This is a genomic window from Heyndrickxia oleronia (assembly GCF_017809215.1).
GTDB classification, from domain to species: domain Bacteria; phylum Bacillota; class Bacilli; order Bacillales; family Bacillaceae_C; genus Heyndrickxia; species Heyndrickxia oleronia.
Genome location: NZ_CP065424.1, coordinates 1,758,853 through 1,772,963, shown reverse-complemented (window position 1 = coordinate 1,772,963; position 14,111 = coordinate 1,758,853). Strand labels below are relative to the sequence as shown.

The window sequence follows — 14,111 nt, the reverse complement described above, 5'->3', positions numbered from 1 at the left end:
ATTATTCTAGGTAATTTTTGTATAGTTTGGTGCTATATAAAAGCCTGATTAACGGCTTTTACACCCAATTAAAGATTAAAGCGATATTTATAAAGTTTATAGCTCTTTTCTCATTAAAATGAAGGGTGTAGTAGTCTTCAGATGATAGTTATTTGTTAACACTTTATATAAATAGCAACAATGTTTTAGAAATAGAGCCTTATTCTAAGATAAAAAGCACCCAAATCGAGTGCTTTTTACTACTTAGCTAATATAGCATTGTAAAGAAAATTAGTAATTCATTAACGTTAAAATATCATAAACATCCAGCTTTTTTCTTCCCTCAAGATAGGATAGTTCAATTAAAAAAGCGATTCCAGCTACAATTCCTCCAAGCTCTTCAACTAATTTAATTGTAGCCTCAATCGTACCACCAGTTGCGAGAAGGTCATCTGTAATTAATACTCTTTGACCAGGTTTAATTGCATCCTTATGAATAGTTAATGCGTCTTTACCATATTCAAGGCCATATTCTACCTTTATCGTTTCACGAGGTAGTTTTCCTGGTTTTCTTACTGGAGCAAATCCTACTTCAAGTGCATAGGCAACCGGACATCCGATAATAAATCCTCTTGCTTCCGGTCCTACAACTAAATCAATTTCTCTTTTTTTTGCGTATTCTACTATCTGATCTGTCGCATATTTATATGCTTGTCCATTATCCATTAAAGTCGTTATATCTTTAAATACAATTCCTTCTTTGGGCCAATCTGGAACAATTGTAACAAATTGTTTTAAGTCCATTGCTTTGTTTCCTCCTCAACATCTTGCAAACCAATCATTCTTTCATCAAACCATTTTTTTAATTCTTGATAGGATGAAAATAATAATTCATTTTCTAATGTCATTTTTGCTAATTTTTCTTGATATGTGGATGATTCCAATAAATCTCTTTTCGATTTAACTGGATGAATTGTAATTAACCCATTCTTTATTGTAACAAATTCTAGTTCAAAAAACACCTGTGACATAAAGTCAACCGTTTCTCTTGTCCAACCACGGTGACTTGCTAAATCATTCCCAAAGCGATTTAAATCAAATGTCCCCCGTTTTCTTAAAAACGCATAAAACCATTTAAAATGTTCTCTAGTTGGTAAAGTACTAAAGAAATGTTCTTCTTTATGATAAAAATAAGTGTAGACCCTCGATGGTTGTTTGTTGTTTATCAATGATTCTAGTATCTCTTTTGAAGGAGGAAGATCTAATAGTATAATATTTCCACCATTAATGTTTAAAGACTGTGCTTGTGAAATATCCTCCAAGTGGACGATTGTACCATTAAATTCTGATTTTTGAAGTTCTTTAATGTTATCTTCATGAAATACAATAAATATACTATTATCCATAGGTACTTGCTGAATCCACTTTTTTAGAGGTTTATGTCCTCTTACATCAAAAAGTTGCCATTCTTCAATCATCATATCTTTGATAAAGATTTGTGGTTTTCTAATATTATTCCATTCATTTACTGCAAGTTCACCAATAGCAGAAACAGATGCAAGCGGGGAAATTTGCATGGAGTATTCACCTAACCCAAAACCGACTCCATCCAAATGAACTCCTGACTTTTCAAATATTACCTTCAAATGCTTATTGTCAGCACCTATTTGACGTATTTGTGAAATAGATAAGTCTTGTACTAACACTTTTGGCTTCGGATTAGACATCCCATAAGGTTCTAGTAAATTTAATTGTTCAATTGCTTCAAGATGGATATCCTCAATGGGAATACACGCATCAATTTCAGTAATAGGAACAAAATCTTCCTCTGTTAATACATCTTTAGCTATTTCATGTAATCGACTTCTTAGTTGAGAAACATCATCAATTTTCAAGGTCATACCAGCAGCCATTGGATGACCTCCAAAATGAGGGAGAATATCCCTGCATGCTGATAAGCTTTTAAATAAATCAAAACCAACAATACTACGAGCAGATCCTTTAGCCAAATTTGTTGAAGGATCGAAACTCAAAACAATAGTAGGGCGATAAAATTTTTCTACTAGCCTCGATGCAACAATACCAATTACACCTGCATTCCATCCCTCTTTACCTATTACAAGTACATGGCTTTCTTTTAATTCCATGTTATCTTCCACCATAGCAATGGCTTCTTTAGTTATCTCATTGACGATAGATTGGCGTTCTTTATTCATTGCATCAATTTCTTGGGCAATATTTTCGGCTGCTATTTTATCGTTAGTAAGTAACAGTTCTACAGCAGGGTCTGCACTGTCCAGCCTGCCAGCTGCATTTAACCTTGGACCAATAACAAACCCCACTGTCTCTTCATTAATATCTGATTGTTTAGTATTTGTTAGCTCGAACAGCGCTTGGAGTCCTTTATTCTCAGTTTTAACTAATCTTTTAAGGCCATTTTTTACAATAAGGCGATTTTCTCCACGTAATGGAACTAAATCGGCAATAGTTCCAATCGATACAATATCTAGTAAATGTTCGGGAATTTTTCCATATAATGCATGAGCTACTTTAAATGCAACCCCTACACCTGCTAATTCTTTAAACGGGTAATGACTTTCCGGGTGTTTCGGGTGCACAATTGACAATGCCTGAGGTAGAATAGGACCCGGTTCATGATGATCGGTTATAATTAAATCCATTCCTAGCTCTTTGGCAATATCCGCTTCATGTACAGCTGCTATACCGGTATCAACTGTAATAATTAAATCAATTCCAATGGATGCTGCATAGCGAAATGCCTCTTCATTTGGACCATAACCTTCGGTAAAACGATTGGGTATGTAAAAATCCACATTGGCATCTAAATCATTTAATACGGTCATCATGACAGATGTACTACTTACACCATCTGCATCATAATCTCCATAAATTAATATTTGTTCTTTATTTTTTATAGCTAAGCGTATTCTATCAACTGCCTCTTCCATCCCATAAAGCAGATATGGGTCATGAAAGGATTCACTTTCACCATATAAAAAGGATTTAGCATCTTCAATTTTTTCAATTCCACGATTCACTAATAGAGTAGCTACGAGTGGAGTTATGTTTAAATGATTTACGAGTTGTTTCACAGCATTTTGATCTGTATCTCGCACGACCCATCGTGTTTTTGACTTTAACATATTTCCACCCCTCCAACCTATATATTATACAATGACGATTTCTAGATGTCATCTATATGAAAGGGGAGAAAAATAGTTAAAGATTAACAAATCAATGACTTAATCATACTTTGTTTCTAAGAATTCCAATATCTCTCCATCAATGCCTTCATAAAACACAGTTTTCCACCCATTAGATAATTGATAAGGACCCTCAACTGGAACCAAACCTTTGCTTTTAAAATGACTAATCATTTCTTCTAAATTCTCGATTTCTAATGCCAAATGAGTAGAAGTTAGCTTCATCGTCGGAAGGTTTCGTTTGATTAATTCGATCAATAAACCATTTCCTGAAAGAAAAACAATCTCTTCATCCATGAATTGGAATTTACTGCACACTTCTAAATTAAGTATATTTATATAAAAAGAGATGGATTCTTCCAAATTTGAAACTTCTATTCCAAAGTGATGAACCTTCAAAAACGACCACCTTCTTTTATAATTAAATAATAAGATTCATATCTCCAAATTCATGCCATAAATATTTATGGCTCAGTGCCTCTTGATAAGCATGATATAAATGCTTAGGATTGACAAATGCAGTTAACAAATCCAAATGACTGGCTTCTGGTTCATGGAAACCTGTAATTAGTCCATCAGCTACTTGAAGCTTTGTATCAGCGGCAATATACAAATTGGTCCAACCATCCTTTTCTGTGATTTCCCCATATTTATCAACAGCAGATTCTAGAGCCCGGACAACCGTCGTACCAACTGCAATAACTCTACCATTATTTTTTTTTGTCTTTTTAATAGCTTCTACAGTCGCCTCATTGATTACGTACTTTTCAAAATTATCAAGAGGACCTAAATGCCATCGATCATCTAACAAATAACTTAAACCAGTATGAAGTTGAAGATAGGCTATTTTCACACCTTTTTTCTGAAGACGAAAAAGAAGCTCCCAACTAAACGCTCTACCAGCTGAAGGCATTTCAACAGAACCTGGCGTTGTTGCAAAAACGGTTTGATAATAGTCTAATGACCATGCTTCTTTTGTATATTCATATCTTACTGGTTCACCGATTTGATAAATTTGGTTGTATAAATCAGAACAGCACATATTAAACTGAAGGATTGAAAATGGTTGATTAGGATCCGAATGGGTGACTGTTGCCTCTAATTTCGAATTGAACTTTACTTTTTCCCCCTTTTTCAAGTGATCACCAATTATAAGTGCTTCCCATAATGAAGGATTTTTTTGATGAGCAAGGCGAATTCCAACTTGCTTTTGAGTCCGTTCACATATCCCTTGAAGATCTGCTGGTACTGTTCGACTTGAGTTTAATATAATTAGATCATCTTTATTTAAATATTGGTCTAAACGAAAAAACAAACTATGATCTATTTTTCCATTCTTCTTATTAAGCACCATCATTTTCACATGATCTCTTCTTACTCCTCTCCGCTCAGGAGGAGCAATTGCATTTAATTCATCAGGTAAATGGAAATTCAATACATTGGTTACCATATGCTGTTCATCCTTCCCTAAAAAAATTCTGTGCATTTATTCGTTTTCCAGTTACGCCTATCGATTGGTCAGATGCTAAATAGCCAAATACATCTACGAGTTGATTAGGATCAGCAAGTTCATAATCACAGTCGGGTACGGCAAGTTTATGCATTTCCGTATCCATTTCACCAGGATCCACCATGTTTATCCTTATATTCGTTTCACTTAATTCATCGGCCCATGTTTCCGTTAATCCTTCTAAAGCAAACTTTGAAACACCATATGCTCCCCATCCAGCAAATCCTGTATTTCCTGCCTCAGACGTGACATTAATAATACTTCCTTGATTACGCAATAACATCCCTGGTAATACCCGTCTTGAAACAATAAATGGACCGATCGAATTCACACGCATAACCTCCATAAAATCTTCCTCTGGATAATCGATTAAAAATGGCATCGGACTAGGACCAAGTATGGATGCATTATTAATGAGTACATCAATTTTTCCAAAATGAGCTTCAGTCATTGCCACAAATCGTTCAACATCTTTTGGAATGGATGCATCTGCCACTACAGCTAAAATGTTGTTACCCATTGCTTCTATATCATTTTTAACCTGCAACAAATGCTCTTCACCTCGTGCACAAATTGCTAAATCACAACCCTCATTTGCAAAATAATAAGTTAACGCTTTACCCAAACCTTTTGATGCGCCTGTAATCATGACTACTTTATTCATTACGTTTCCCCCAATCATTTTTATACTTTTTATACATTTTTATATAATAAGTATATTTATTATAATAATTATCAAATTAAATAGTCAATTATTTTTCTTATCAATTTTTCGACAATTATAAAAAGGCTGTTTTCGTATTATTTGTTGATTTTGCATAAGCACCACTAACGGGTCTTATGTAGATTGCAGCACTTTTCTCAGTAAAATAAAAAATGTAGTGATCATCGGTTTAAAATTATAACTTTACTTGAATTGCAACAATGTTTGAGAAAAGAGCCTTATAAAAAATAAAAAAGCTATCTGACATTTAATCAGATAGCTTTGATTTTTATTTAATTACACCTGTGGTTCATCAGACCATTTACGTTTTTCTTTAACTGTTTTAATAGGTCCTTTTTTCTTTAATTCACGTTTCTTTAAGACATACCATAGTTGTGCAGCAATGAAAATGGAAGAATAACAACCCATAATTAAACCAACAAGTAAAGCAATTGAGAAGTTTTGAATTGATTCGCTTCCGAAAATAAACAATGCAGCAGCTGTTATGACTACAGTTAATACAGTATTAATTGAACGTGTTAACGTTTGACGCAAACCTACGTTTACAATTTCTGCAATATCTTCAGCTGTTTTCAAACGCCCTTTAAATTTCATATGGTCACGGATTCTGTCAAAGGTAACAATCGTATCATTAATTGAATAACCTATAATCGTCAAGATCGCCGCAATAAAGGTAAGATCCACTTCTAGCCTTGTAATACTAAAGAAGGTAACCATTAGAAAGGCATCATGTAGAAGTGCCACAACTGCCGCTACTCCCATACGCCATTCAAAACGGAACGCGACGTAAATAATTATTCCAATGGAAGCTATGATTACCGATTTAAAGGCATTTTTCGCCAATTCCTTCCCTACAGTTGGAGAGACGGTGCTCACATTTGTTGGACCATATTTCTTTGTAAAGTAATCCGTAATATGCGCTACTTCAGCTTTATTAAAGGCATCCTTAAAACGCATAACCCCGATCTCGTTTTTATTCCCTGATAGAACAATATCCTCAGTCGATAAATTTAATTTATCAACATCCTTCTGTAGCTGAGACGCAGTTAATGAATGTTTTGCCAACACTTCAACCCTTGTCCCTTTTGTATAGTCAATACTTAAATTTAATTTAAATACGGATAGAACAATTATTCCAACAATTGTTAGAATGATCGAAAACATGAAAAATTTATTATGATGCTTAACAAAATCAAAGCGATCAAATTTTGTAGGAAGCTTATGGGCATCCATATTTTCAGAAATGTCGTGCATATCCTTTTGTTTTACTCCAAAAAAGCCTGGTTTATTCTTTAGAAGATTACTATTCACCCAAAGCCCTAAGAAAAGTCTAGAACCATAAACGGCTGTAATGAAGCTAAGTAATATACTAATAATTAGTAAAGTAGCAAACCCCTTGACAGAGCTTGAACCATAAACAAACAATACAACAGCTGCCAAAATCGTTGTAATGTTGGCATCAAATATCGTCATAAAGGATTGCTTATTACCAGCTGCAAATGCAGCTTTAACCGTTCGACCTACTCTTAATTCCTCTTTAATCCGTTCGTACGTGATAATATTGGCATCTACTGCCATACCTACCCCGAGGACTAATGCCGCAATACCCGGCAAAGTTAGAACTCCATTGATCAAATCAAATACCAATAGCGTTAAATAAATATAGATAGAAAGGGTTACTACGGCAACAAGACCTGGTAAACGATAATAGAACAGCATAAATAAAAATACTACTGCAACACCAATGATCCCTGCTTCAATCGTTTTATTTAAAGCATGCTCTCCGAATTTAGCTCCTACTGAAGTCGAGTAAGTTTCTTTTAACTTTACCGGAAGTGCTCCAGCCTTTAGTAATGATGCTAAATTTTGTGCTTCTTGGATGGTGAAGTTCCCTTCGATAGTAACTGTGTCCGTATTAAATACTTCTCTCACATTTGGATTTGAAAGGAATTTAGGATCCTTCTTTTTCAATTCTTCCTTATAGGAATCCTTTCCTTCTTCAAAATCGAGCCAAATAATTAATTGATTATTTGGTTCCATATTTACAATTTTTTGTGTTACATCGTGAAACTTTTTACGATCTTTTACTTGCAAAACGACATTTGGCTGTCCATTTTGCGTATAGGATTGTTTAGCTTTGCCTTCAACTAAATCGGTTCCATCCATTAATTTATTGTCATTCACATCGCGAAATGAAATATTCGCAGTAGTAGCTAATATATCTCTCGCTTCTTTTTGATCTTTGACACCCGCAAGTTGAACACGAATTTTATCTTTTCCTTCGATAGTGATAGTAGGTTCATTAACTCCAAGTGCATTTACCCGTCGATCTAACGCTTCAACGGTATTCGTCATTACATCTTTTGTAATTTTTTGTCCCTTTTTCGCAGGTTCAACCTTATAAAGAACTTCAAAACCACCTTGTAAATCAAGGCCGAGATTAATATGTTTCAAAATACTATTGGTTGTCCCACCCATTAATCCTGCAAATAGCAGAATAATTAAGAAAAAGGCTATAATACGACTTCTTTTTACCATTATGTAAAATCCTCCTAGCAAATTAAGAAAAGCGTGTAAACCAATTGCTTTCACCAAACATCTTTAATATCAAAATACATTGAAACTTTAAGACACTAACTGGAACTATATAAAATAAAAACGATAATAACATTATGAAGTAGAAAAAAAAATGTGTCAATTTTTCTTTTAAGCACTTTTTTATAAACTTATACCATATTAAATCATGTAATAATCGATTAAAATTTACGAAGTATGGATGTAGGAAAATAATTCGAAGCCTATTTTTTACAGCTTTAAAGAAAAAAAGAAAAGTTACAAATTATCGGCTTTTGTATGTAATAATGCTTGTAGCTCTTCCTCATTTAATTCTACATTCCAACTAGTAGTGCGATAGGTTTCTACAGTGGTAAAGTTCATAAAATCTCCTATTTTAATTGCTAAAACATCTGATACTAATTCATGCATATGAATATCTTCTGTTCGCCTCTTCCAAATTTTTTTCTTTAAAAAGTTCCATAAATCCCGAGTTTCGATTTTACCGTATCCTATAAGTTCAAATTCCTCTGCCTTACTTTTTAAAGCTGGCTCTAATACCCCAAAATATTGATCATAAATATGTTTAGCCTCCCTCAATCCCCTTCGCTCCTTTTATAATGAACTTGTCATGCTTTGTCCATCTTGTTGCATATACATTTTATTGTATATGAAAATACCGCTTTTGAGAAGGTAGGTCAATTGGATGTCTAAATTTTTAAAAGGAACAATGATTTTACTTGTTGCTGGCCTTATCACAAGGGTTCTTGGCTTCATTAACAGGATGGTTATTGCCCGTTTTATTGGTGGAGAAGGTGTGGGCTTATATATGATGGCATTTCCGACTTTAATGCTTGTTATTACAATAACACAAGTAGGACTGCCTGTAGCCATTTCGAAATGTGTGGCGGAGGCTGCCGCATTAGGAGATCGCAAAAAAATAAAAAAAATACTAGTGGTTTCACTTACAATAACGGTTTCATTATCCCTTATCTTTACACCTGGATTAATTTTATTAGCACCCTATTTAACAAAAACCTTATTTACTGATCCAAGAATTTACTATCCATTAGTAGCAATCACCCCTATCATTCCCATTGTAGCCGTCTCTGCTGTTCTTAGAGGGTATTTCCAAGGAATGCAAAACATGAAACCATTTGCAATTTCCCAAATGATTGAACAAGCTGTTCGAATTGTATTAATTGCTGTACTGACTACTCTCTTTTTACCATATGGGATTCAATATGCTGCTGCAGGTGCAATGTTTGCTTCTATTGTTGGGGAACTTGCTTCTCTAGCCTATATGTTTACTATGTTTAAATTGAAAAAGAAATTTAAGGTAAGAAGGAATTTTTTTCATGTTATGAAGGAAGGAAAGGAAACAATCAGTGAACTTTTGAGAGTAGCACTGCCAACCACAGGGAGCAGACTTATTGGAAATGTTTCTTGGTTCTTAGAGCCTATTGTTGTTGCTCATAGTTTAGCCATTGCTGGATTTACCGCAAGCCTTGCTACGAAGGAATATGGAGTATTAACAGGTTTTGCATTGCCATTGCTTATGCTACCTTCATTTGTAACCCATTCACTATCTACAGCACTTGTTCCTGCTATCAGTGAAGCTAGTTCACAAAGAAATTTTTCTTTAGTGGAGCATCGATTACAGCAAGCCCTTCGCTTTGCTTTACTTGCCGGGGGGATATCCGTTGTTATTTTGTATGTTTTCGCCGAACCGCTTATGGAAACCGTGTATGGGTCTAAAAATGGAACAAATTTAATAAAGCTTATGGCCCCATTTTTTATATTTCAATATTATCAAGGTCCACTACAGGCAACTTTACAAGCACTGGATCTAGCAAAAGCGGCAATGATAAATAGTATGATTGGTGCAATTGTCAAACTAGGTATGATTTTTATCCTCGCATCTAATCCCGATTATGGAATTACTGGGGCAGCACTAGGAATAATGACAAGCACTTTACTTGTCACATTACTTCACTACACTACAATAATAAAAAAAATACAATTTACTATATATATTCTTGAATATGTTAAATTTCTAATAACTACCTTAGTATCTGGTTTTATCGGCTATTGGTGGTACCATCATTATTTAATACAAGAAACGATATTCACAAGACTAATCTGTGGAATCATTATTACTTCTATTGTTTATCTATTATTATTACTCCTAACAAAACTTATAAATAAAGAAGATTTATCTTATATACCAATTATTAAAAAATTTGTCTAGAAGGGATATTGTATCCCTTCTCTATTCCGATTCATCCTTTAAATCAATATAAAATTCACCATCTTGAAAACTGCAGAAGGATATCTGATTTATATCGGAATATCCTCTTTTTCTTAACTCTCTTCGAAGCCACATTTCGGAAACTTTGCGATTAGCAAGATTTTCATGCGAAATTTCACCATCAACAATAAATGGGAGCGTAAAAACTTGCTTTTGTTTCTTTTTCTTATCCTTTTTTACAATGGATAATTCACCAGATGTTTCTAAAATGGCATACTCCACATCTGCAATATTATTGATATCCTTTTGCCTTAACTGCATTAATAAATCATCAAAATTATAACGCTGTCTTTTCATTGCTTTTTCATCAATTTTGCCTTTACGAATAACGATGGATGGAGTGCCATCAATCATTTTACGAAATGTAGGGCTTTTCAACGAAATTAACGCAAAGAAAACTTGGATCCCAAGTAAGATGACCATTGGAAGAATGGTATGACCAATAGGCTCTGCGTGATTTTCAATTGCCACAGCAGCTAATTCACCGATCATAATAAAAATAACTAAATCAAGTACACTTAATTCCCCAATTTCACGTTTTCCCATTAATCGAAAAATCACAAGAATAAGAAGATATAATATGACTGTCTTCCAACCGATTGTAAAGTATTGATACAAGCCCATTTTAAAATCCTCCTATGTATAATCATTCCTACTTAGTATGTCTCTTTTTAGTGACAAAACCTTTGGTAAAAAATTGTTATAACATTAATCCTTACTTCTTCAAAAATAAAAAAATATTAGTCTAATTTTGTTTTTCTTGAATATGCTTGTACTAGTAGAAAAAGGGATTTTCTGAAGGGAGAGATGAAAAATCGGAGCTAAAAAGCTAGGGACTAGTCTAATCTTTGGGGTATTAACAATCTTTGTATTAATTACCATTTCAAGTGTCATTTTTGCTTTCATTTTAAGATTCACTGAGCTTCAAGAAGGTTCAATAAAACTAATTGTTACTATTATTTCATTTATCGCTTTATTTATTGGCGGATTCATTTGTGGAGGAAAGGGACAACAAAAAGGGTGGCTTTCTGGTGGGTTAACAGGGATCGTTTACACATTCATTATTTTTCTTTTTCAATATCTAGGTTACGAAAAGCTTTTCACCTCTGAACAAACGATTTATCATATTTGCTATATTCTAACTGCCATGATGGGTGGTGTCTTAGGAGTGAATATGACATCCTCCCCTCCTAGAAAAGCCTAAAAAAAGAAGCATCCATACGGTTGCTTCTTTTTTGTAATACATTATTCAGCGCTAGGAGAAGAAGCTGCTGATTCTGTTACTTCTCTAATCGCAGAACGATCATATGTAAGACGGCTTCCATCTCCACATTTAATCACAATTTGTCTGTCGTCAATTGCATCGACAGTTCCATGTAATCCGCCAATTGTCACAATCTTATCACCTTTTGACAAATTATTTTGCATCATTTGAACAGATTTTTGTCTTTTTTGATTTGGTCTAATGAGCAAAAAGTAAAATAGGACAAACATGATTAAAATAGGTATTAATCCACCTAAATTCCCCATTCATTTCCCTCCTTTCAGTTTTAGAAATTTTTCGCATCCGGACGGTTAAATCCATATTGCTCAAAAAATTCTTCTCGAAAATCACCAAGTCTATCTTCCTTTATGGCTTGTCTGACTTGTTGCATTAATTGTATCAGAAAATAGAGATTATGGTAAGTTGTAAGTCTAATTCCGAACGTTTCGTCACATTTTATTAGGTGACGGATGTAGGCTCGTGAATAATTTTTACAAGTATAGCAATCACAATTTTCATCTAAAGGCCTATAATCTCTAGCATATTTGGCATTTTTAATTACCAATCGACCTGTGCTCGTCATACATGTTCCGTTTCTACCAATTCTCGTTGGTAGTACACAATCAAACATATCAATGCCTCGAATTGCCCCATCAATTAACGAATCTGGTGAACCAACCCCCATTAAATATCTTGGTTTATTTGTTGGAAGTAGTGGAGTTGTAAATTCTAATACACGATTCATCACATCTTTTGGTTCTCCAACAGATAGCCCACCGACAGCATAACCAGGAAAATCTAGAGATGTTAAATCCTTGGCGCTTAATTTTCTTAAATCCTCGTATTCTCCACCCTGAACGATTCCAAATAATCCTTGATCGTGCTTTCTTGAATGGGCAGTCAAACAGCGTTCTGCCCAACGAGAAGTACGTTCAACTGATTTTTTCATGTATTCATGTGTTGCTGGGAATGGTGGACATTCATCAAAAGCCATCATAATATCAGAACCCAGTGCATTTTGGATTTCCATTGATTTTTCTGGAGAAAGAAATAACTTATCCCCATTTAAGTGATTACGAAAATATACTCCTTCTTCCTCAATTTTTCGAAAATCACTTAAACTAAAAACTTGAAATCCACCGGAATCTGTTAAAATGGCTTGATCCCAATTCATAAATTGATGTAGTCCACCCGCTTCCTTTACAATTTCATGCCCAGGACGAAGCCATAGGTGATAGGTATTACTCAGGATGATACCTGATCCTATTTGTTTTAATTCTTCAGGTGACATAGTTTTAACTGTTGCTAAAGTGCCAACTGGCATAAACATAGGTGTATCATAAGAACCGTGTGGTGTATGGATTTTCCCTAATCGGGCACCGGTTTGCTTACATGTTTTAATTAATTCATATTTAATTGCAGTCAAAGATGATTCTCCTTCCAATATACAAATGCTAAAACGCCATCAGGGTTAACAGCGAAATATTTAATACAAATCGATTATATAATTAACATCGCATCGCCAAAGCTAAAAAAGCGATATTTTTCGTTTACTGCTTCTTCATATGCATGTAAGACATTTTGTCTACCTGCTAAGGCACTAACTAGCATAATTAATGTTGATTTTGGTAAATGGAAATTCGTAATCATTCCATCTATCCCTTTAAATTCATAGCCTGGATAAATAAAAATATCTGTCCATCCACTTGTAGCAATAATTTTACCATTATTTGCACTTGCGATTGTTTCTAGAGTTCTTGTAGAAGTTGTTCCAACTGAAATGATTCTACCCCCCTGTTGTTTTACACGATTAATTAAATCAGCTGTTTCTTCAGATACTTGGTAAAATTCAGCATGCATTTCGTGCTCATGAATATCTTCAACACTAACAGGTCTAAAAGTACCTAGTCCAACATGTAAAGTTAAAAATGTGATATGGACACCCATGTTTTTTATTTCCGTAAGAAGCTCTTCAGTAAAATGCAGTCCAGCTGTCGGAGCAGCAGCAGATCCGGTTTCTTTCGCATAGACCGTTTGATATCGATCCCGATCTTCTAACTGCTCTTTTATATAAGGCGGTAATGGCATTTCTCCAAGTTCATTTAATACTTCATAAAATATTCCTTCATAATGAAATTCTATTATTCTTCCACCATGATCTTTTTCCGCAATACATCTTGCCTTTAGCTTTCCATCGCCAAAGACGATTTCTGAGCCTACTTTTATTCTTTTTGCTGGCTTAACCAATGTTTCCCATCGATCATTTTCCATTTGTTTTAATAATAATACTTCAATTTTTGCCCCAGTATCCTCTTTAATCCCAAATAATCTGGCAGGTAAAACTTTTGTATCATTTAAAACTAAACAATCACCAGGCTTTAAGTATTTTGTTATGTTTTTAAAAACTTGGTGTTCAATTTCACCAGTTTGTTTATTTAATACCATTAAACGGCTATCAGACCGATTCTTTAATGGGGTTTGAGCAATTAAAGATTCTGGTAAATTAAAATCAAATAAGTCAATTTTCATGTTGTCACCTTCATATT

13 protein-coding genes are annotated in these 14,111 nt (G+C 34.2%); 2 read left to right on the top strand and 11 right to left on the bottom strand.

Annotated features, from left to right (window positions below):
- Window positions 1-270 precede the first annotated feature (270 nt).
- The 7 genes from I5818_RS08835 to I5818_RS08805 form a co-directional block, all read right to left on the bottom strand.
- On the bottom strand, window positions 271-783 hold the full coding sequence (locus tag I5818_RS08835; RefSeq protein WP_078110906.1) for an adenine phosphoribosyltransferase: 513 nt from the start codon (window positions 781-783) through the stop codon (window positions 271-273).
- Entirely contained in the window at window positions 774-3,143 is a 2,370-nt protein-coding gene (gene recJ / locus I5818_RS08830) for a single-stranded-DNA-specific exonuclease RecJ (protein ID WP_078110907.1), read from the bottom strand. Before recJ ends, I5818_RS08835 begins: the two co-directional genes overlap by 10 nt.
- A 99-nt stretch (window positions 3,144-3,242) precedes the next feature.
- The gene (locus I5818_RS08825; protein WP_169846952.1) at window positions 3,243-3,602 is read right to left on the bottom strand and encodes a VOC family protein; all 360 of its coding nucleotides are present in this window, start codon (window positions 3,600-3,602) and stop codon (window positions 3,243-3,245) included.
- A gap of 22 nt (window positions 3,603-3,624) precedes the next feature.
- Window positions 3,625-4,689: an S-adenosylmethionine:tRNA ribosyltransferase-isomerase gene (locus I5818_RS08820; RefSeq protein ID WP_235849756.1), complete on the bottom strand. Its 1,065-nt coding sequence runs from the start codon at window positions 4,687-4,689 to the stop codon at window positions 3,625-3,627.
- Entirely contained in the window at window positions 4,661-5,377 is a 717-nt protein-coding gene (locus I5818_RS08815) for an SDR family oxidoreductase (RefSeq protein WP_078110909.1), read from the bottom strand. The genes I5818_RS08820 and I5818_RS08815 overlap by 29 nt, the downstream gene beginning before the upstream one ends.
- 336 nt (window positions 5,378-5,713) lie before the next feature.
- Window positions 5,714-7,975 (bottom strand): protein translocase subunit SecDF, encoded by a 2,262-nt coding sequence (gene secDF / locus I5818_RS08810; RefSeq protein WP_209391893.1) that lies wholly within the window; start codon window positions 7,973-7,975, stop codon window positions 5,714-5,716.
- A 294-nt stretch (window positions 7,976-8,269) separates the two neighbouring features.
- A complete protein-coding gene (locus I5818_RS08805; RefSeq protein WP_078110048.1) occupies window positions 8,270-8,590 on the bottom strand; it encodes a post-transcriptional regulator in 321 nt (106 codons plus the stop codon).
- Window positions 8,591-8,696: 106 nt separating this feature from the next.
- Between I5818_RS08805 and spoVB the strand changes: the two genes are divergently transcribed.
- Window positions 8,697-10,241 (top strand): stage V sporulation protein B, encoded by a 1,545-nt coding sequence (gene spoVB, locus I5818_RS08800; protein ID WP_071977010.1) that lies wholly within the window; start codon window positions 8,697-8,699, stop codon window positions 10,239-10,241.
- 21 nt (window positions 10,242-10,262) lie between these two features.
- Here the strand turns inward: spoVB and I5818_RS08795 are convergent, their stop codons facing one another.
- Window positions 10,263-10,925: a DUF421 domain-containing protein gene (locus I5818_RS08795; protein ID WP_071977009.1), complete on the bottom strand. Its 663-nt coding sequence runs from the start codon at window positions 10,923-10,925 to the stop codon at window positions 10,263-10,265.
- A 190-nt stretch (window positions 10,926-11,115) separates the two neighbouring features.
- On the opposite strand from I5818_RS08795, the gene I5818_RS08790 reads away from it, so the two are divergent.
- Window positions 11,116-11,505, top strand: coding sequence for a TIGR04086 family membrane protein (locus I5818_RS08790; RefSeq protein ID WP_071977020.1), 390 nt, complete (start codon window positions 11,116-11,118; stop codon window positions 11,503-11,505).
- Between the two features lie 41 nt (window positions 11,506-11,546).
- Here the strand turns inward: I5818_RS08790 and yajC are convergent, their stop codons facing one another.
- The 3 genes from yajC to queA all read right to left on the bottom strand — a co-directional run bounded on the left by yajC (window position 11,547) and on the right by queA (window position 14,094).
- Window positions 11,547-11,831 (bottom strand): preprotein translocase subunit YajC, encoded by a 285-nt coding sequence (yajC, locus tag I5818_RS08785; RefSeq protein WP_058002058.1) that lies wholly within the window; start codon window positions 11,829-11,831, stop codon window positions 11,547-11,549.
- A gap of 20 nt (window positions 11,832-11,851) precedes the next feature.
- Window positions 11,852-12,991, bottom strand: coding sequence for a tRNA guanosine(34) transglycosylase Tgt (gene tgt, locus I5818_RS08780; protein WP_071977008.1), 1,140 nt, complete (start codon window positions 12,989-12,991; stop codon window positions 11,852-11,854).
- Between the two features lie 74 nt (window positions 12,992-13,065).
- The gene (gene queA / locus I5818_RS08775) at window positions 13,066-14,094 is read right to left on the bottom strand and encodes a tRNA preQ1(34) S-adenosylmethionine ribosyltransferase-isomerase QueA (RefSeq protein ID WP_071977007.1); all 1,029 of its coding nucleotides are present in this window, start codon (window positions 14,092-14,094) and stop codon (window positions 13,066-13,068) included.
- Between the last annotated feature and the right edge of the window lie 17 nt (window positions 14,095-14,111).